General features: G+C 43.4%; 17 protein-coding genes. 9 read left to right on the top strand and 8 right to left on the bottom strand.

All coding sequences use genetic code 11. The features are described 5' to 3' along the window. Positions 1-15: 15 nt before the first annotated feature. The 5 genes from QFZ77_RS07365 to QFZ77_RS07345 form a co-directional block, all read right to left on the bottom strand. Entirely contained in the window at positions 16-492 is a 477-nt protein-coding gene (locus QFZ77_RS07365; protein ID WP_307438052.1) for a hypothetical protein, read from the bottom strand. 94 nt (positions 493-586) lie between these two features. After that, a complete protein-coding gene (locus tag QFZ77_RS07360; protein ID WP_307438049.1) occupies positions 587-793 on the bottom strand; it encodes a hypothetical protein in 207 nt (68 codons plus the stop codon). Positions 794-933: 140 nt separating this feature from the next. Then, positions 934-1827 (bottom strand): PhzF family phenazine biosynthesis protein, encoded by an 894-nt coding sequence (locus tag QFZ77_RS07355; RefSeq protein WP_307438046.1) that lies wholly within the window; start codon positions 1825-1827, stop codon positions 934-936. A 506-nt stretch (positions 1828-2333) separates the two neighbouring features. Then, on the bottom strand, positions 2334-5597 hold the full coding sequence (locus QFZ77_RS07350) for a response regulator (protein WP_307438044.1): 3264 nt from the start codon (positions 5595-5597) through the stop codon (positions 2334-2336). A gap of 4 nt (positions 5598-5601) precedes the next feature. After that, positions 5602-6915 (bottom strand): EAL domain-containing protein, encoded by a 1314-nt coding sequence (locus QFZ77_RS07345; RefSeq protein ID WP_307438042.1) that lies wholly within the window; start codon positions 6913-6915, stop codon positions 5602-5604. Between the two features lie 271 nt (positions 6916-7186). On the opposite strand from QFZ77_RS07345, the gene QFZ77_RS07340 reads away from it, so the two are divergent. From QFZ77_RS07340 to QFZ77_RS07320, 5 genes are all read left to right on the top strand, one after another. Continuing rightward, a complete protein-coding gene (locus tag QFZ77_RS07340; RefSeq protein ID WP_307438040.1) occupies positions 7187-7891 on the top strand; it encodes a response regulator transcription factor in 705 nt (234 codons plus the stop codon). 255 nt (positions 7892-8146) lie between these two features. Next, positions 8147-8977 (top strand): Ppx/GppA phosphatase family protein, encoded by an 831-nt coding sequence (locus QFZ77_RS07335; protein ID WP_307438038.1) that lies wholly within the window; start codon positions 8147-8149, stop codon positions 8975-8977. 77 nt (positions 8978-9054) lie between these two features. Beyond that, entirely contained in the window at positions 9055-9957 is a 903-nt protein-coding gene (locus tag QFZ77_RS07330) for an alcohol dehydrogenase catalytic domain-containing protein (RefSeq protein ID WP_307438036.1), read from the top strand. A 260-nt stretch (positions 9958-10217) separates the two neighbouring features. Then, positions 10218-10820 (top strand): TetR/AcrR family transcriptional regulator, encoded by a 603-nt coding sequence (locus QFZ77_RS07325; RefSeq protein ID WP_307438034.1) that lies wholly within the window; start codon positions 10218-10220, stop codon positions 10818-10820. Positions 10821-10840: 20 nt separating this feature from the next. Beyond that, entirely contained in the window at positions 10841-11284 is a 444-nt protein-coding gene (locus QFZ77_RS07320; protein WP_307438032.1) for a DoxX family protein, read from the top strand. On the opposite strand, the gene QFZ77_RS07315 is transcribed toward QFZ77_RS07320, so the two are convergent. Together QFZ77_RS07315 and QFZ77_RS07310 are read right to left on the bottom strand one after the other, a co-directional pair. Beyond that, positions 11277-12458: a cation:proton antiporter gene (locus QFZ77_RS07315; protein ID WP_307438030.1), complete on the bottom strand. Its 1182-nt coding sequence runs from the start codon at positions 12456-12458 to the stop codon at positions 11277-11279. The two genes, QFZ77_RS07320 and QFZ77_RS07315, sit on opposite strands and share 8 nt — an antisense overlap. A 101-nt stretch (positions 12459-12559) precedes the next feature. Next, complete coding sequence (locus tag QFZ77_RS07310; protein ID WP_307438028.1) at positions 12560-14227, bottom strand: ribonuclease J; 1668 nt, start codon at positions 14225-14227, stop codon at positions 12560-12562. 181 nt (positions 14228-14408) lie between these two features. On the opposite strand from QFZ77_RS07310, the gene QFZ77_RS37730 reads away from it, so the two are divergent. After that, complete coding sequence (locus QFZ77_RS37730) at positions 14409-15005, top strand: MFS transporter (RefSeq protein ID WP_373462573.1); 597 nt, start codon at positions 14409-14411, stop codon at positions 15003-15005. Beyond that, complete coding sequence (locus tag QFZ77_RS07300) at positions 14893-15642, top strand: MFS transporter (RefSeq protein ID WP_373462572.1); 750 nt, start codon at positions 14893-14895, stop codon at positions 15640-15642. Before QFZ77_RS37730 ends, QFZ77_RS07300 begins: the two co-directional genes overlap by 113 nt. A 57-nt stretch (positions 15643-15699) precedes the next feature. Here QFZ77_RS07300 and QFZ77_RS07295 read toward each other — a convergent pair whose 3' ends face one another. Further along, positions 15700-17094 (bottom strand): MFS transporter, encoded by a 1395-nt coding sequence (locus QFZ77_RS07295; protein ID WP_307438024.1) that lies wholly within the window; start codon positions 17092-17094, stop codon positions 15700-15702. A 1258-nt stretch (positions 17095-18352) separates the two neighbouring features. On the opposite strand from QFZ77_RS07295, the gene QFZ77_RS07290 reads away from it, so the two are divergent. Together QFZ77_RS07290 and QFZ77_RS07285 are read left to right on the top strand one after the other, a co-directional pair. Next, the gene (locus tag QFZ77_RS07290; protein WP_307438021.1) at positions 18353-19231 is read left to right on the top strand and encodes a sensor histidine kinase; all 879 of its coding nucleotides are present in this window, start codon (positions 18353-18355) and stop codon (positions 19229-19231) included. Next, a complete protein-coding gene (locus QFZ77_RS07285; RefSeq protein ID WP_307438019.1) occupies positions 19228-19890 on the top strand; it encodes a response regulator in 663 nt (220 codons plus the stop codon). Before QFZ77_RS07290 ends, QFZ77_RS07285 begins: the two co-directional genes overlap by 4 nt. Positions 19891-19923: the final 33 nt, after the last annotated feature.

The raw sequence follows: 19923 nt of genomic DNA, 5'->3' as shown, positions 1-19923 counted from the left end.
AAGCAATGTGAATTATTAATTAGGAATCCAAAATACCTCCATATTAAAGGTATCTTTATCTTTCTCCTGACTCGTGCAACCTGTAAAGGAATAAACCGTGTTTCGCTCTACTTTTATACCTTCTATCCCTTTACAAGTATATAAGGCAGTTGATGTTTCACCAAGATACGTAATATTTTGTACATATGTAATCACGTTGCCGTTAAAATGAAAAGTGCTGAAATTATTAATATCTTTCATATCATCAAACCAAATTCTGGTAAATGAATCACTTTCCCCTTCTTGAACATGTTCTATAAACTTGATATATCTATCCGAATTGCTCGTTACTCCTCTGTAAGCTAATATGACGCTTATATTTTCCGTCAATTTTGATGAGTGATAATAAAATTCCTTTTCGATGTTTTTAATGAACAAAGTGAAATCTTTACGCAGTGCAACTCCAGAAAGAATTAGGAGAAGTATAAAAGATGAGATAATATATTTTTTCACAAAGCAGTCCCTTTCTTGTTCGGTAGCTCACAATAGTTAGCAATAAAAAAAGCCACATTGAAAACTCACAACATGGCTCCTCCTATTTATCATTTTAATTTAATCTACCGGGCTCTTTATTAACTTCAAAGTTAGTCGTATCGCTATAGCTCTCACCTATCGCCTGATAGTTAGACGGAACTTTCTCATCTGTCTGGTCCACATTATTCGAGATAGCGTTATCCGCGTTCTCTTCCGGATTCGAGGTTATAGCCCAGCTAACTGGACGTCCAAGCTTCTTATGCAATTCATTTTGATCCAAAGAAATCCCTCCATTATCCATTACTAAATACACTTCAAGTTATTGTTACTCAAAGGAGTGCATTTCATTCCAAAGCTAGGACTGTCATGTCCCTTCTTCTTTTAACAATGCTAATGTCGATATATCCGTAGGCCGCCGTATTATATGGAAACCTCGAAATCTTTAACATGAACAGCAGTACCCTTTATCTCTATGCCATACTGATCATTGTTTGGTGTTACTGTTACGTGAATTCTGCCATCCCGGCCCATTTCATGGCCTTGCTCAATCAAAAGATTTAGTGGAGATCCTGCTTCCTTGTTTATGTATTTGGCATAATAAGCACCCATTACTCCAGAAGCAGTTCCAGTAACCGGATCCTCAATCGTACCGGAAAATGGAGATGAAAAATGACGAGCATGCATGTTCGCATTCACATCGTACGTTTCTAAGCAGAAAGGATGTACCGACGCCTTTGGCATTTCTTTTAATACTTCTGGAAAGTGCTTATTATTCGGTTTCATTGCTCTGAAAGCACTAAGGTTTTTTATCGGGACTAACAACGTCCATATGCCCGTACTTCCATACACTGTTGGTAAATTGGTTTCTAGATCTTCTTCTTGAATCCCCATAACAGATGCCAAATCTTTCAGTGAACCATTGAACTCTTGGAATTGCGGAGGGGCTTGCTGCATCGTTATGTAAATCCCTTTATTCAGTTGTGACTCAAGTCTAATCGATAATACGCCTGCTTTTGTTTCAATCGTCAATTCTGTTTGATCTCCAAGCAACCCTTTTGTTTTCATTGCATAAATGGTTGCCATTGTAGCGTGACCACAGAGGTTCATTTCATGACCAGGTGTAAAAAAACGAATCTTAAGATCAGCCTTTTCGGACTTAAGCGGGAAAGCCGTTTCATTAAAACCAACTTGTTCTGCTATTTTTTGCATGTCATCATCAGAAAGCTTTTCGCCTTCCAATACGACGCCCGCAGGGTTACCCATGTTAGGAATATGACTGAATGCATCGTAATGATAAACCTTTATTGTTTTCATATCGTACACCTGCCTTTTCACTATAGATCCTCAAATCCCACTAAGACAATGATCAGAACACTGATGATAACGATATGAAGAATAGAAAAAATGAGATGCACAGAATATTTCCAATTAATATCCGATAATTTATATCTATTTAACAGTTTATTTACGAAATATCCAATTAAATGAGCAACAATTAAGGATTGTATTAACCATTTTGAAACGGTAATAAACGCTGGGGTGTTATTGACGCTTGGCAGTAAAAACCAACTAAAAGGCTCCAAAGTCAATGATAAAACAAGTACCACCCACGCGATAAGTTGAATCGGTACAGCTAATGCGATATTATTTCGAATAGCAATCCCCTCCGTAATTAAGGTAGCACATCTTCTAAAACGTCAGAAATAGGAAAAAAGTTTCATTTTACTATCTCTTCCAGAGTATTATTCAATTTTTTCTTTCTCAAAAAAGAAAAAGCTGCCGCGGCAGCTTCTTTTTTGAAAAAGCAAAAAACCGGGCATCTATCGACTCCGGTAATTCGCTTGCGGAACATCTTGCTTCACGCCAAGTATCCGCTCAATCTCAATCTGAATACGTATAATCCCCTCATGACAGACATCCAAATTTATTTCGTTTTCCATCTCTTTTTCCAAAGCCAGAACTGCCGTTAACAACGGCTCCGCGTAGAAATTGGCTGCAATACCTTTAAGCGTATGAACCATTCTGCGTGCAGTCGCATTCTCCTGATTGATGATAAGCAGGAAAAATTGCTCCGAGAAATTACGATAATCCTGTTTAAATTTCTCCATCATATATTGAAGAATATGTATTTTATGATCGATATTTCTCATTATTTGCGTGGTATCTACACCCTCGATTTCAAATAACCAATTCGGATTTAGCCACTTCTCCAGCATATCAGAAAGCTGCTCTTCATCTACTGGTTTAATCAGGATGTCATTCAGCCCAAGTTTTAGGGCTTCCGGGCGTTCCTGCATCATGACATCTGCGGTAAGGGCAATGATCGGGATCCGATTCATCAGCTTGAGCTTCCTGAGCCGCTGTGTTGCCTCATAGCCATCCATCTCAGGCATATGAATATCCATTAGAATAAGCTTCCATTCCTGCTGATCAACAAGTTCCAGGACTTCATAACCATTCTGCGCAATAACCACTTGGTAACCTAATTGTTCAAGAAGGCCAATAATCACCAATTGATTAATTTCATTATCCTCAGCAACTAAAATACTACCTTTGGACATGGACGACGAGTTGCTTACTTCAGTGGAATTGTTTGCAGAGGCTTGAAATGTCTCCAATCTATGTTGATTCAAAGCTTGTAAACTTTTCTGCAATGTCAGCCTACTGACGGGCTTAACAATAACTGCATCCGCTTTCAGTTCCGATGGCAATTCGGACATTTCCTCTCTGCCTTCAAGTGTTGTAAACGCAATCACTCTCGTCTGAGAGCGATCTAACGAAACTAATATATGGCGCCAAGTGGCGGGATGCTGCATTTGATCCATTTGCATATCCAGGAATATATAGTCATGTGCAGACTTATTCGCACTATCATGTTCCAAAGAAGCAAACAAATCGGAAGAAGATGTAACCGTATCCACTTGGTATTGAAAGGAACTAAGGAGCTCGGATACATGCTGCGCTACAACTGGATGATCTTCAGCTAAGAGCACACGGTTATTCCCCTGCGGCAGCCCAGCGTGCTTGTCCAGGCGCTTTGCCTCTTTCCTTGCATCCCCCTTTGTGCCAAACGTCAGGCTAAAATAAAAGCGGCTGCCTTCCCCAAGGACCGTATCCACCTGCAAAACGCCCCCCATAGACTGCACCAAATGCTGACAAATGACAAGTCCTAACCCGGTACCGCCGTACCTGCGGCTTATGGATGTATCAGCTTGCGAGAACGGTAAAAATAGCTGCGATAGCTGCTCCCTAGAAATACCAATTCCAGAGTCCTCCATTGTAAAAGAAACAACGACCCCTTCGTCCACATATTTCTCGAGCCGTACTTTCAATCGGATATAGCCTTGCTTGGTAAATTTAATCGCATTATTAGATAAATTAATGAGTACTTGTTCTAGTCGAAAGGAATCCCCGCTAACAATATCCGGTAAATCTGCTGGAGTATCCAGCATGATCTCGATTCGCTTCTTGCCGATAGATACGCTGACCAGATCGGCAACCTTTTGGAGCGATAGCTCTAGTGAGAAATCCACCATCTCCAAGGTCATTTTGCCTGCCTCGATTTTCGAAAAATCAAGAATATCGTTAATCGTTGCAAGCAGGACATTCGAGGAACAATCAATTTTGTCCAAATAATCCTTCTGAATCGTCGTCAATTCTGTTCGTTGTAAAAGTAAAGAAAGTCCAATAATCCCGTTCAGGGGGGTGCGTATTTCATGACTCATCCTAGCTAGAAACTTACTCTTCGCCCTGTTGGACTCATCCGCTTCCTCTCGCTTCTTCAAGTCGGTTATATCATGTACCGTTCCGGTGACGCCGGTGATTTCTGATTTATCCTCATTGAATAAAGGGGACAAGGTGACGTTATACGCGTGCTGATCGCCATCTGGAAGCAGGAAATTAATCGCAAATTGCTGTGTTTTCCCCATCTCAATCGTTTGTTCAAATATCCGCTCCCACTTCTCGGGTTCATCCATCTGGACCAGATCCGTTAATTGCTGTCCCCTTACTTGCTCAGGCTCTAGCTGAAAGGTCTGATGCATTTTGTAGTTCGTAGAGGAGATGCTACCATCCAGTCGAAATCTGAAAATAAAGTCCTCCGAATTTTCCACCAACGTCCGATATTGCTCATCCCTGACTCTTGCTTTGATTTGCACTGCACGGTGCTCGGTCACGTCCACGGCAGATCCAATCACTTCATTGACGGAACCATACTTATAAATGGGTTGTAGGTTAACAAGGATCGTAGAGCCGCCGCAATCGTATTCATACGAGACTCGTTCGCCCTGCCAAGCTTTATCATAATGCTTCTTTACGAATTGTTTAAACTCTTCACTTAATACATGGATTTCGTCCAACTCTTTGCCGATGAATTGACTAGGTCTCAGACCAAGATGATAGACCAGCTGTCCTTCAAATAGGATGTAAACGTATCGATCCCGGTGTTTATGGAGTTTAAACGTAAACCCTGCCTGAAAGCGCAGCATATCGATTAGTTCCTGTTCCACTTGATAGATCTGCTGCTTATACTCACGAGCCCGGAGTAAATATCGCAGAAAACAAGCAACAAGAAACAAACAAAGCAGCTGAATGAAAATATAACTGTAAAAGACATCAAACGGTGTTCGATAAACAAACCACATCATCGTATAATAGGACGGATAGAAAATAGCTCCTCCATATAACCATTTAAGCCAATACGAACGTGTTCTAGCAAATATTATACTAGTCCCCGTGACAGCTACCATTCCAAATATCAGCTGCGGAATTTCTATGTAACCTTCAAAGATGTAGCGCCCTATCCATAAGCATACGAATGTAATACTTAAGGAGAAGAATCCTCCTAGATAAGTAGAAAGCAGTAAGGCTACTCCGCGAAAGTTAATAATAACGTGATCATCAACGTGGACACTGAAGTGCAAGAGGACAAAGACTAACATTCCATGTGAAAGACCAATAAAAACCTTATAGAGCCAAGTTGGCTTCTGATTCAGTTTCATCGTTATGGAAAGCTGTTCCACGAATAATACAAAAATCGTTATAATAGCAAAATTGGTAATCAAAGCGTGAAGCAGAATAATCACCAGCCTATATCGACTTAGAATGTAGGATAATCACGCTATCCTGTTTGTTTGTTTCTAGATGCAGCATTTCCTCGATACGCTTCGCCATGACCGGCTGGCTAAAATAATAGCCTTGAACCAGCCTGCAGCCGCACTCCCGAAGTACTTGAAGCTCCTCCTCTGTCTCTACACCTTCCGCTACAACGAGAAGATTCAAATTTCTAGCCATCGTAACCATTGTGTTTACAATAACCGCATTCACTTGGCTTTGTATCAATCCCTTAATAAAGGATTGGTCAATTTTCAATTTATCAATGGGAAAATCTCTGAGATACCCGAGTGAGCTGTACCCGGTGCCAAAATCATCCATCGCGACGCGAACACCCAGCTTCTTCAGCTGACGAAGCGCGTCTGCGGCCAGCTCAACTTGCATACTCATACTTTCGGTAATTTCGAGCTCCAAGTACTTGGGCTGTAAGCCCGTTTTCTCCAAAATAGTCTGAATCATCCGGCTAAGTCGGCTATCATTGAACTGTCGTCTGGACAGATTAACCGCAACGAACACCTTGGAAAGGCCCGCCTCCTGCCACCGCTTGTTCTGCATACAGGCTTCCTTCAGTACCCATTCCCCAATTTCATGAATAAGTCCGCTTTCTTCCGCTATAGGGATAAAATCAGAAGGAGGCACATGACCCAAAGTAGCATTATTCCAACGAATCAGGCTCTCTAGTCCTACAATTCGATTCGTAAATACATCAACGACTGGTTGATAAACAAGATGAAACTCCTGATTGTCAATCGCTCTTCGCAAGTGAAACTCGATGTCCATGCGCCTTTGGAACTGATCTTGTCTATGTGGCAGGGGGGCAGAAAGAACTGTTTCTGCAATTCCTGTTGAATAAAAGTGAGAGTCATAGACGCCTTGAATCCCGTTTTGAATGGCCATTTTGCATCGTTCTAGAAAATAAGAGGTCGCAATTTTATTTTTCAATTCCTGGGCTAACATTTCTTTATGAAAATAATCTGCCGCACCTAGCCGCATCGCTTGAATGGTCTTCATAGAACCTTCGGGTGTATGCGTACTAAGTACTACGACAGGAATAGGACTATGATTCATAATAAGATGAAGCGCAATTAGTCCATCTGAGTTATCCATATCTAAATCAATGATGACCAAATCCGGTTTACTAGCCAAGATGCAGTCAAGTACGGTATTTCCATGCTTCGCCATACCTGTCATTACGAACTGTATATCCTTTTCGATTAAGGCCCCTACTACCGATCTTAATTCATTTGATTCACTTACGATTAGAACACCATACCCGTCCAAAAGACCCATTTCCCCACCACCCTTACAAGCAATAATTACGCATTATCTCTATTATACTTTCCACTTATTAGGTTACTTACATAAATGGTACGAATTCCCCCTTCTATTTTCGCTAATAATTTACTAACAATTTCTCTTAAAATGTCAATGATAGCGGTTTACTCTTAAATTTCGACAAAGTATAATAGAATTAATGAGTAAAGTGTTAGCACGTGCATTCCCTCTGTTCATTTCATGAATTTTGAATTGGAAAATTTAGCTTAGTTTGGGGGAGTTTCTAATGGACAGAGTTCTACTAATTGAAGACGATGATATTATCGGAGAAATGATCTGTATGTATCTGAAAGAGGAAGACTTCCTAGTCCTAAGGTCCCACAACGGTCAGGAAGGCCTTACAGCATTGCATGAATTCGAACCGGATCTCATTCTTCTCGACCTCAATCTTCCTGACTTTGAAGGAACTGAGCTGTGTACCTCCCTTCGGAACATAACTCCTGTGCCCATTATTGTCATTTCATCCGACTCCAGAGTGAGCGAAAAGATTGAAGCCTTCACCGTAGGTGCTGACGATTACTTATGCAAACCATTCAGTATGCATGAGATGAAAGCCAGAATACAAGCCCTATTACGTCGTTTCAAACTGGGACACCCTCCCGAGACTCCAAAACTTCAGGTAGATCATGAAGTTACCGTACCAGCCATGGATTTAAACATTAATTTGGAAAAAAGAACACTCTACGTCCGAGGCGACTCCATCGAAATGACGTTCTCCGAATTCGAGCTTATCCGGCTGCTGTACGAGCACCCCGAACGCGTTTACCGCAGAGAAGATCTCATAAATGCATTACGCGGTTTCGATTCCTACATAAACGACCGTGCCATTGATGTTCATATTACGAATTTGCGCAGAAAAATTGAAGTTAATCCCAAAGAACCGAAATACATAAAAACCGTGTGGGGCGTAGGTTATAAATTTGTCATGTGAAGATGACCCAATCCTTTCGAGGATTGGGTCATCTTTTTTTGATGAACATATAAGGGAGGTTTGTATCTATTTCCTCTGGCTTAATGCTATCTGTGTCGTATAACAATGCAATTTGTTGAAACTAGATCTTTATACAAACTTTTACTAATTTTTAGTAAAAATTGGTTGACATAGAAATCATTGATCCTTTAGTATTGGAGTTCTGAAGCCACGCTTGGGGATAACCAAACTACGAAAACAAATGGGTGAGATCTTATGCACAGTAATAAATTAATTTTGGATTTGGGAAGTCATAGTGCCAAAGTGTTCAGGAAATCAAACGATCAAATTGAGCAAGTGGATGTTCTAACATGGGAGCTTCTGGAGAGCGGGGTGGACCTGCCGTCTATTGAAGGTACTTTAAAGTCTTTGCTTTCTACGCAGTGCTCCTTTATCGAAGGCCTTGGTCAAGGAGACATCGAAGCTATTGGTACAGAAGCGATGCGAAGATCACCTCATTTGTCCGAACATATGCAGGAAGTTTGTAGGAATTTGAGGATTGCTTACAGAACCATTAGCCAGAAAGAGGAGGCTGACTTGCTGAAGAAAGCTATAGCCGAATCGGATATCCCGAGTGACCTTGATGTGATCAATGCCGGGGGAGGCAGCATCCAAATTATCACGAGCGAAAGCGAGGCTCCTTATCTGATTCCTTTCGGCATCTCGGATCTTAACCAACAATTCAACTTGCTTGGACCTCCAGAACAAAGACAGATTGCCACTTGTATCAAATGGCTCTCCTGCCGATTACCGGCTTCCTTAGAGCAGTTTGCTTATACGGGCGGTGAGAAAACGTATTTGCGTCATTTCCAGATCGAGCTTGAGGATGATCTGTATTGCCAACGAAATGATTTCACCCTACTAACCAGACAATTGGCAGCGCAGGACCTCCAAACCTTAGAAGCCAACTCTCCCTTCGATCCCAAATGGATGCGTGGGGCCATTGCCTCTAATTGTGTCGTTCTTGCTGGTTTGATCAAATCAGGCGCTACCAAATTCATGCCGTCGGATCTCAATATCGCTCATGGATTTATCAGACAGTTATAAATATTCCCACTTTTGCAGCAGTCATATATAATCATTACAGAACATTATACGCAAATAGATAAGGTGGGTTTACTAGCATGACGAAGATAATGAATGCCGTTATGATCAAGGAGTATGGAGGGATTTCAGGTATTGAATTTGGCGAGACTGCCATTCCGGAAATAAACAGCGGCGAGGTGCTGATTAAAGTACATGCTGCCTCCATTAATCCCGACGACTTATTATTTCTGCACGGTCATTATGGCATACAACGAGAACTGCCTTCGGTTGGCGGTATGGAAGGATGCGGAACAGTTATCGCGACAGGCAGCAGCCTTGTCGCACGAATGCTAAAAGGAAAGCGTGTCGCCTTCGTATCCGAAGTTTACGGCTCCTGGGCGCCCTATACCAAAGCAAGTGCTATGACCTGCATGGTGCTGCCTGATCATGTATCCGATGAGCAGGGTGCCGTCTTCTTCGTCAATCCGGCGAGTGCCATGGCCATGGTGAAAATAGCTAAGCAGCATAAATCCAAAGCAATCGTCCAAACAGCCGGTGCTAGCGCACTTGGCAGAATCCTAGTGAAGCTCGGAAAAGAGCATGGTATTCCTGTGATTAGTGTTGTTCGTAAGGAAGAACAAGAACTGCTGCTGAGAGAAATAGGCGGACAGCATATCGTCAACAGCAGCTCAGACACCTTCGAGCAGGACTTAAAGCGCAAGTCTCATGAGCTAGGAGCTACCGTGTGCTTTGATGCCGTAGGAGGCGACTTGACGGGGCTCGTGCTGTCGGCGCTACCTGATGGCGCTACCATTTTCCAATACGGCCTTCTGGGAGGAAAAACGACAACGATCAACGCCGATGATCTTGTTTTTCGCCGGGAAACGTATCGCCGGATTCTGGGCATCCGATTGGGTGAAAACACAATCGATCTTCGAACTTCTGGCCCTGCAGGGCTCGATGAAAAAATCAATCGGATCACATATCCAAACCGAGATTAGTCAAAACTTCCCGATGAGTCAAACTGTAGATGCCATCCAGCAGTATATGACAAATATGACCTCGGGCAAAGTGCTTCTGCTGCCTGTCTAGATATTGACATATAAACTAGCGCATGCGCCATTTAGGTGGCATGCGCTTGTTTGTATGCCTTCCAAAAATGATTAAAACCTATTTACAAACCAATGGTCGGTATATATAATTCAGATATAGCTATAATAATCGACGTTATTAGGTTACAAACGTACACGGAGGGATGACTTTGAAGCAAGAGGAACGCAGGCAGCAAACAACGAAGCTGCTGCTGGATTCAACCAAAGAGCTGATACGGGAAAAAGGGTGTCACTCGATCACAATGAAAGACATCATGGAGAAATCAGGATTGTCAAAGGGGGCTATTTTCCATTACGTGAAGAGTAAAGACGAAATCTTTGCTTGGGTACTGCAAGAGCGGCTAGAAGAGACCAATAAACGTTTTATGAACGAAGTGGATCAAAGCCGCCCAACATTCGAGAATCCTATGCAGAAGATTACAGACAGTCTTTCAGCATTGGAAGACGGTCAGGACGTGACGAACAAGGTGTTGATGTATTTACTTGGAAAAGAGGATCAGCCTCTGATAGCGGATGTGCTCAAGCAGTATTATAAGCGGTCTGTGCATGTATCCAAGCAGTGGATACTGACTGGCCAAGAACATGGGGTCATTCCGGAATCAGTGGATACGGACAAAACAGCGGAGATGTTCGTTCTGCTCTCACTCGGTTTACGTTTGCGATCCTCGATTCCACTGGCTGGGACTTCTTTTAATACCCAAGATTATTCGTTGTTTATGAGGGATATGTTACAAGCCAATTCAAGCCAATAGACTTTAACGGAGGGATACCCATGGTACCTTTTTATGTGCTTGTTGTTTCGTTTACGCTATTTAGGGTTCTAGGCCTGTTCGGCTGGTCCTATTTCGACGGTTGGCAAACTTCGCTCCAAGGAGCGGTAGCCGTTATGCTGCTGGTTACCGCTTCCGCTCACTGGGGTAAAAGCCGACAAGACCTGATCCGGATGGTTCCACCCGCATTCCCGAGGCCGAATTGGCTGATTACTGCCACTGGTTGGCTGGAAATTGCCGGAGCCATCGGCATTCTCCTCCCCGCTACCTCCCGCGTGGCTTCCATCTGCTTGGCGATGCTGCTAATAGCCATGTTTCCAGCCAATGTGAAGGCAGCCCGGGAACGATTAACCATCGGCGGAAGACCTACGCCTAAGCTGCTCGCTCGAACGCTGCTGCAGCTCGTGTTTCTCGCAGCGGTTCTCTTGGCTGGCAGTGCTAGCTAACCTTTAATTTAGACACCAATTTGCTAACCGTAGTGCCCTGAATCAGAAGAGAAAAGACCACATTACTGAAGGTCATGGCTAACAATAAGTCACGGCCTTCAAAGGACGGAGATATACTGAGGATCAATGCAATGGATAAGGAACCCTTCAGACCGCCCCAAGCAATAATAGGCTTCCACGCACTAGGGATCGAACGATCCCTGAGCAGACTAACATAGACTGCAATAAATCTTGCAGCCACTACAATCAGAATGCTCCCGCCAATCTCCAGCCATTTGTCCGTAAAATCAATATTTGAAATCTCTAGCCCTACCATAAGGAAGATTAAAGCATTGGCTATAAAAGCTATCACTTCCCAGAAGGAGTCCATTTTCTCAAGTGTAAAGTCGGACATCCCAATCTTTTTCCCATATGTCCCCAATAATAGACCTGCAAATACGACGGAAATCACTCCAGATAGGTGAAACATCTCTGCCATTTCAAAAACCCCATAGAATAGAACAATAGAAAGCCCTATTTCAACCAAATAGTTATCGATTTTCGAAGTAATTCTTGAGGCAATGAATCCTCCGACCACACCAATAATCATACCGCCGAGGACAACTTTCACGAATTCCACAGCACCTTCCAGGGTTCCTGAAGCACTGAGAACCGTTGTAACCGCTGCAATCTTGAATAAAACAACGGCTACACCATCATTGGCCAAGCTTTCGCCTTCAACAATCGTGGACAGCTTTTCATTTAATCCCATAGATTTAAAAATGCTAAGCACCGACACAGGGTCTGTCGCGGCCATTAGTGCACCGAACACCAAGGACTTTTGTAAAGAAAGACCTAACAGAGCGTTACAAAGTCCTGCGATTAGCACAAAAGTAATGAATGTACCTAGCAATGAGAGTAAGAGAATCGGTCGTTTATTTGCTTTTAATTCTTGAACATGCAGCTTAAGGGCCGCATCCCCTATTAAAGCTGACAGAAAGATCAGAATGACTGCTGTTTGAAAGACGTGATCCGAAGCGACATACGTTTTGATTTCATCCAGAGCAGGAATCGGTATGACCCCCAACAATAGCCCTGCAATAACCAGCAATGTTGGATACGGCTGTTTGATCTTGTCCGCTATATAGGCGACTGCGACGGCAATAGTGAGTAGTACAAGCCAGTAATGGATCATTTGATTCCTCCCCCAAGACATTTTCTCATACATCGACAGTGATCCGTTAATAAAGTAAAAAGCGGATTCGACTTCAAACCGAAGGGATCCGCTTGTTTGTGCTAGATTTCCGTAAGTATGGTGAGAATCACGGGTCTTCTGCCCGTCTTTTCATAAAAGAGTCTTCCTAGAGCTTCTTTTACATTCGTTTTAAGCACATTCCATTGATTCACGTTTTCTTTTTGAAGCCTATTTATCGTTTCTGTTGCTAAAATATTGGCTTGATCCATCAGGTCTTCCGACTCACGAACATAGACAAACCCGCGGGAGATGATATCCGGACCGGACAAAATTTTACCGTCACTTTTACTAAGCAGTAGGACCACGATCAAAATACCATCCTCGGCCAGTTGTTTACGGTCACGTAGAACAATGTTGCCAACATCCCCTAATCCATCGACAAGGGTATTCCCCGCATACACTTTGCGGCTCTGAGTTGCTACCTCGTTCTTGATATCCACGACATCGCCATTATTTAGAATGTAGATATTTGCTGGGTCCACACCGACCCCTTCAGCCAAAATACGGTGCTGATGAAGCATTCTAAACTCGCCATGAATCGGAATAAAGTATTTCGGCTTCATCAGTGTGAGCATTAACTTCAACTCTTCTTGACTCCCGTGTCCGGATACGTGCATGCCTGTAGACGAGCTCGAACCATATATCACTTCAGCTCCTAAGCTAAATAAATTATCGACAGTCCGCGATACATTGCGTTCATTTCCCGGAATCGGGGATGAGGATAGAATAACAGTGTCTCCACGCATAATTTCTACCTGACGATAATTCGAACGGGACAAGCGCGATAATGCAGCCATCGGTTCTCCCTGACTACCGGTACATAAGATCGCTATCCGTTCTGAAGCCATCCGATTGACTTCTCCCGCTTCTACTAGCATCCCTTCAGGGACCGTTAGGTAACCAAGCTCAGAAGCAATTCTCACAACATTGACCATACTGCGGCCTAATAAGGCTAATTTCCGATTCGTTGCCTGAGCAGCATCAACAACTTGTTGAAGCCTATGAACATTAGAGGCAAAGGTGGATATGAACACTTTTTGCTTCGCTTTATGAAAGGCATCTTCAATATGCTTACCTACAAGACTTTCCGAAGGTGTATAGCCTGGGCGCTCAGCATTCGTGCTTTCCGATAAAAGAAGTAGAATACCGTTCTTCCCAATCTCCGCCATTTTATGAATATCAGGGTATTGATTGTTGACTGGTGTCAGATCAAACTTGAAATCTCCCGTATGTACGACGGTTCCTTCAGGTGTATGAAAAACAACCCCCAAGCAATCAGGGATACTATGGTTTGTTTTGAAAAAGGTAGACGTGATTTGCCCTAGCTCGATGCTCGAATCGGAGTCAATCTCAATAAATTTCGTATCTGCAAGCAGTCCAGCCTCTCTCAACTTGCCTTCAATTAGCCCTAGCGTTAGCCGAGTTGCATAAATCGGCATATTCAATTGTCTTCGTATATACGGAATGCCCCCGATATGATCCTCATGTCCATGTGTAATAATCAGTGCGCGGACTTTATCGCTATTTTCGAGCAAATAGGTAATATCCGGAACGATCAAGTCAATACCGAGCAAGCTTTCATCCGGAAACTTTGAGCCGCAATCAATGACAATGATATCATCGCCATATTGCACCACATACATATTTTTACCAATTTCGTTGATGCCGCCTAAAGAGAAAACAGATAACTGATTTTCTTTCTTATTCAACTGAAAAGCCCCCCCATTTATACATATACGCTTTAATTTTTCCACATGAGGGATAACCTATACTTCGATTTACTCTATATCTAATTTCTGAATTCGAAGATTGGTACGGATAGGGCTATGCGTCTTGGGTTAATTTAATGTACATGAAAGATGGATTGAGAGGTGTAAAGTGTACTAAGCTATGAGTATCGAAAATAAAAAGCAGCTCTTCTCAATAGCATCCATACCGCTTATCATGACTTTGGGAAACTCCATGTTAATTCCTGTGTTACCCGCCATTCGGAGTAAACTAGGAATCACTTCTCTACAAGTAAGTTTACTGATTACGGTTTATTCAGCTGTGGCTATTATTTTAATACCTATTGCCGGCTATTTATCCGACCGATTTGGTCGGATAATTGTCATTATACCCAGCTTAATTATCACGGGTATTGGCGGTTTGATTGCGGGTTTAGCGGCATGGTGGATGGATCAATCGTATGCAATGATTTTGGTTGGCCGCTTCATTCAAGGTATTGGTGCCGCGGGAGCTTTCCCCATTGTCATTCCACTCGTAGGTGATATTTTCAAGCAGGAAGATGACGTCAGCAGCGGTCTTGGCATTGTGGAGGACAGCGAATACATTTGGGAAAGTGCTCAGCCCTATTCTAGGATCAGCTCTTGCGATGGTTATCTGGTTTCTGCCCTTTATGTTCATCCCCTTACTGTGTCTGATTTCGATGTTGCTTGTGCTATTTCTGGTAAAATCCCCAAAAAGGAAATCGGAACAAGCAGATAAGATATCTTTTGCAAGCTATCTTTCCCATATCAAAAGCATTTTCAAGAACAATGGCCGCTGGCTGTATGCGATATTCGCTATCGGATGTATTTGTATGCTTGTTATATTCGGGACTTTATATTACTTGTCGGACTTATTAGAAGATAAATTCAACGTTTTTGGCGTGGTAAAAGGATGCCTCCTTGCTATTCCTCTTGCAGCTTTATGTATCGCTTCTTTTATAACAGGTAAAGGTATTGGCAAGGACGAGAGACTCATGAAATGGATGATATTCGCGGGGTTGATTGTATTATCTGGAAGCATTCTTCTTTGCGGTATGGTGACGTCGATTTATTGGCTCATTGCTTGGATTGGCTTGGCTGGAATCGGAATTGGCGCCGCGTTGCCATGCCTTGACGTCATGATTACAAGAGGAATCGAGAAGGACCAGCGGGGTACGATCACGTCGATTTATAGTTCTACCCGCTTCATCGGGGTTGCCATTGGACCTCCTCTTGCGTCAATCCTTGTGAAAATGTCGCCGGCCACGATGTTCTACACCATCTCAGGGATATGTGTCTTAGCCAGCGTAATCGCCTTATTCGCGATCAAACCCAAGAAGGACGAAAAGCTGCCGCAGAAGGAATCTATGGCTTAATGTATATGAAGTGTAATAAATACAAAGAGGATCCGCGTGGGATCCTCTTTGTATTTATTAAGCCAGAGTAGCAGCGGCATTCGTTCGCTTTCTGGCGTAGCCGCGATAAATAAAGGTAAAGACGATGGTCAATATGGCGATTCCTACCATGCCCCAGATTAGATTGTCGAACGCGCGCTCGGTTGGCAATGACTTCTGCCAGACGAGTGCACTCCCCGAGATGGCTACGGCAAAAGCCCCGCTGAAAAATTGCAGCAGCTGGAATAAGCCCATACCAGAGCCGATCCGTTCCTTCGTCAATTGCCGCGATAGCTCGTTTGAGACCGCACTGGAGATAGAAGTGATGCTGATGCTCGTCAGTATATAGACGGCGGCAAGTCCATAAAAGGAATGGACGGCAGTCAGCGCGAGCAACACGGTCGAAACCAGCAGCAGCCAAGGCGTGTAGCGAAGGAGCGCACCGTTACCGTATCGGTCGATAAGGCGGCCAACCCAGTTGGATACCAGCATGGCAAGGAGCGCGCCTGGAAAGAGTACGAGACCCGACACGGCCGGAGTTAAACCGAAGACTCTGGCCAGCATTTGCGGGGCGAGGAACAAGAAGGCGAAGCTGATCATGTAGGCGCTAATGCCGATAGCACCAAGCGCCAGATAAAGTCTGTCGCCAAATAGGGCGGGCAGGACGAATGGATTCGTCGCTTTGCGGATGCGCACCGCGAACAATGCTAGGGCAATCACACCCACAACGAGTGCAGCTGTGCTCTTGGATGTAAGGAAGAGCAGCAGCCCCGTCGTACCCATCCCGATCAGGACGGCGCCAATAAAATCGAACGAACCGCGCTCCGCCTTTTCCCGGGGAAGTATTAGCAGGAAAATCGGGATCAGCAGCAGTGTTAGGCCGGTGATTACAAATAGGAAATGCCACCCCAGATACTGAACGATTGATCCGCCGACGACAGGACCAAGCCCGAGGCCAAGTGAGGCGGCTGACAAAATGAACGACATTGCCATGCCCCTGCGAGACACGGGAATGTAACGAGTAACAAGCACGATCGCAAGCGAAGGAATGGCGCCAGCGCCTGCAGCCTGAATAAGCCTCGAGATAAGAAGTAGCCCAAATCCGCCGCTGAACATGCCAATCACGGATGCCCCTCCCAATGCCAGCAGCGCCGCCGTGAAGAGCCTTCGAATTGGCACGAAATCGGACAATCGGCTGAAAGTAATCGATGATATGGCAAAGACGATGGAGTAACCCGTCACGACCCATGACGCAGTCGAGGGGTTGAGTGCAAATTGTACAGCAATTTTGGGCAATGCCAAATTGAACATCATCGTGTTCATAACGACTAGAATAATAGTAATGCAGAGTAACCAGGAGACCGTCCGTTCTCGCATAATACTGGGTACCTCTGGTACGGATGGTTGCTCTACTTTTGGTAAATCGGTTGACATACGAATGATCCTCCCCACTCAGATGGTCTATCCCAAGGCTGCTAAACTATATGCTGAAGTTAATTATCTATAATCAATTTCGTTACAGTTTAGCATGGCGGCATCCGCATGTCAATTAACGATTCCAATTAAATCCAGACACCTCTACTAATAAATTGCATGACCTATGCAGTTCACCCCATTTACTGTGATTGTCCAGATAAATGGTTTTCCATGGGAGTGGTCGACACAATTTAACTGGAAAAACTGCTTCTAATCATACCCTTTCCTCTTTGAAAACACATTTTAGATGGAAAACCTACCGTAAAAACAACTGTTTTTGGTGATTTCGAAGAAAATGACTGAAATTAACGGGAGAAATTCCATGTGATTTGATCGAAGTGGTAACTGCAATCCAATTACAGGTATATTTTCACGTTAATCACTGGATTGTAGTCTGTTTTACCAGTAAATGGATCAAACTGCATAGGTCATGTACTTAAATAGAATAGTTATATTAGGGGAAGTGCTTATCTATGAAAAAATGCCAGATGCTTCATACTGTTTTCCCCCTTTCCTCCCAGATCTAGTGAGCAACTTAATTTCCTTCTATTATTACAGGGAAATTTAGCTATCACTTTCCTTTTTCCACGTTTCTTTTGCACAATTCCTCGAAACTGTGTACCATTCTCTTTAGCTAATGAGATACGGACGAATTTAGTGGAGATCATGTATGTAAGAGCATCACTTGGAACCCAGACCCCTCATTTCCGAACCCGATCTGCTGCCTAAAATGTCGTACCCTCCACCTACGAGGATCTCCATTTGGATGAGGTTTCCTCTAAAGCATGGATGGCTCCATCCTAAAGCCTTAGATGCTTTTGAATTCGCTCCAATAAGATCCAACACAAGATGAGGTGAATAAAAGAGAATGATCCAAGAAACGGATAAAATAAGCAAGAACCCCCTTTCATGGAGGCTGTTTTTTGGTATAAAGCTTGCTTTTGATTTGGCTTTAACCGGTGTTTTTTATTTTCAAAATTCAATTACAATTTTTTGGGGACTAAGTTTTGTTGTCTTTTCATTGGTGGTTTTTCTTTTAGTTCATTTATTTTATCTAAAGATGCCAAAAAAACACACTTGGCTATTTCACATCCTCATCTTAGATTTCTTGGTATCCGCTTCCTATGGTTATGTATATATAGGTGGAAATTTCCCGAATCATCTATTTATTGGAATTACAGCCTTAGCGATTTTAATGTTTTTAAAGAACACCCGAATGCTAATTATTACATGCTTACTGCTGCTGGTCGTGTATATTATTACGATGGGAAGCATTGATTGGTATTTATTTAAACGAATCGATGAAATTGGCTACTTTATTACCTGTTCGTTCATTATTTTCGCAGGTATTGTGAGCGCTCTAATCAATTTTTATCAACGCGCACGTCGGGATACGATGCAGTTGTATGCACAATTGATGCAATCCCATGAGCGACTTCAGGACTATGCTCTCAAAACGGAGGAGTGGGCAGCGACAAGGGAGAGAGTGCGCATTGCACGAGAAATTCATGATACGGTAGGTCATAAACTGACGGCATTATTGGTTCAAATGCAAGCGGCTCGCAAGCTAAGTAGTCTGGATCCTTTACGCAGTGAACAAACCTATCTTGAATGTGAAGATTTAATAAGATCATCTTTGCAAGAGGTCCGGCTTTCGGTAAGGGCTATTCGAGATGAACCTGTTAAGTCCACTTCCTTAAATGATAGCCTTGGGAAGCTTACTGAGGAGTTTACCAAATTTGCCGAGGTTCAAACCTCTTTTGAAGTAAATGGGATAACCGTCCCACTGCCAGGTGATCTTCAATTAACTGCTTATCGAATCGTACAGGAGTCACTGACGAATGCTCATAAACACGGCCATGCGAAAAATGCGAAAATCTTGTTAACCTATTCGGAGAGCAATTTTTCTCTGTGCATACGTAATGACGGAGAGGTCCCTGCTGACCTGAAGCCGGGGTTTGGTTTAATCAATTTACAAGAAAGAGTCAAGGAGTGGAACGGACAGGTGCATTTTAACATGGATCAGCAAGAGGGGTTTGCTGTTGAAGTGCAATTCCCTTATCCATTAACGGAAATGGAGCGTGTAAATCATTGAAAATCCTCATAGTAGACGATCAGAGGCTCATGAGAGAGGGACTTGCGACCATCATCGGGTTGGAACAGGGCATGGAAGTCGTTGGAACAGCGGTGGATGGGAGAGATGCCTATACCAAAGCGCTCGAATGGCGACCGGATGTTGTGTTGATGGATATCCGAATGCCTGGCATGGATGGCGTGGAAGGAACGGAATTGATTCTTAGGGCTTTACCAGAGACGAAGGTACTGATTCTGACCACCTTCGATGACGCGGAGTTAATTTTAAAAGTTTTGGAAAAAGGCGTCCATGGCTATTTGTTGAAGGATATGCCATCGGAGACGATCATAAGTGCGATTCAAACGGTATACAACGGCGGGACTGTCCTTCAACCAGATATCACAGCAACACTTCTTAACGAGTTGAAAAAAATGTCGGAATGGCACCCGGATAACGCTCATCCTTTACATATTAATGAGCCTGCCCAGCTCAGTCAACTGACGGAGCGAGAGAAAGAGGTCCTAGCTTTATTGGGCCAAGGATTAAATAATAAAGAGATTGCAGGCTTGCTTATTATCACGGAAGGTACAGTGAAAAATCACGTCTCGAACCTCATAGCTAAGCTAGGATTACGAGACCGAACACAAGCAGCCGTGTTCTCAGTTCGTCACCAAATATAATTAAAGGGCATGACTTTTGGCATAGAGTATGAG

Source organism: Paenibacillus sp. V4I3, from assembly GCF_030817215.1.
Classification (GTDB): Bacteria; Bacillota; Bacilli; order Paenibacillales; family NBRC-103111; genus Paenibacillus_E.
This window is presented reverse-complemented; position numbering and strand designations above follow the sequence as displayed.

Excerpts from the sequence above, each read along its gene's own strand:
- QFZ77_RS07355 (WP_307438046.1), bottom strand. The coding sequence starts at position 1,827 with ATGAAAACAATAAAGGTTTATCATTACGATGCATTCAGTCATATTCCT.
- QFZ77_RS07345 (WP_307438042.1), bottom strand. The coding sequence starts at position 6,915 with ATGGGTCTTTTGGACGGGTATGGTGTTCTAATCGTAAGTGAATCAAAT.
- QFZ77_RS07340 (WP_307438040.1), top strand. The coding sequence starts at position 7,187 with ATGGACAGAGTTCTACTAATTGAAGACGATGATATTATCGGAGAAATG.
- QFZ77_RS07335 (WP_307438038.1), top strand. The coding sequence starts at position 8,147 with ATGCACAGTAATAAATTAATTTTGGATTTGGGAAGTCATAGTGCCAAA.
- QFZ77_RS07330 (WP_307438036.1), top strand. The coding sequence starts at position 9,055 with ATGACGAAGATAATGAATGCCGTTATGATCAAGGAGTATGGAGGGATT.
- QFZ77_RS07320 (WP_307438032.1), top strand. The coding sequence starts at position 10,841 with ATGGTACCTTTTTATGTGCTTGTTGTTTCGTTTACGCTATTTAGGGTT.
- QFZ77_RS07315 (WP_307438030.1), bottom strand. The coding sequence starts at position 12,458 with ATGATCCATTACTGGCTTGTACTACTCACTATTGCCGTCGCAGTCGCC.
- QFZ77_RS37730 (WP_373462573.1), top strand. The coding sequence starts at position 14,409 with ATGAGTATCGAAAATAAAAAGCAGCTCTTCTCAATAGCATCCATACCG.
- QFZ77_RS07300 (WP_373462572.1), top strand. The coding sequence starts at position 14,893 with ATGGTTATCTGGTTTCTGCCCTTTATGTTCATCCCCTTACTGTGTCTG.
- QFZ77_RS07295 (WP_307438024.1), bottom strand. The coding sequence starts at position 17,094 with ATGTCAACCGATTTACCAAAAGTAGAGCAACCATCCGTACCAGAGGTA.
- QFZ77_RS07290 (WP_307438021.1), top strand. The coding sequence starts at position 18,353 with ATGCTAATTATTACATGCTTACTGCTGCTGGTCGTGTATATTATTACG.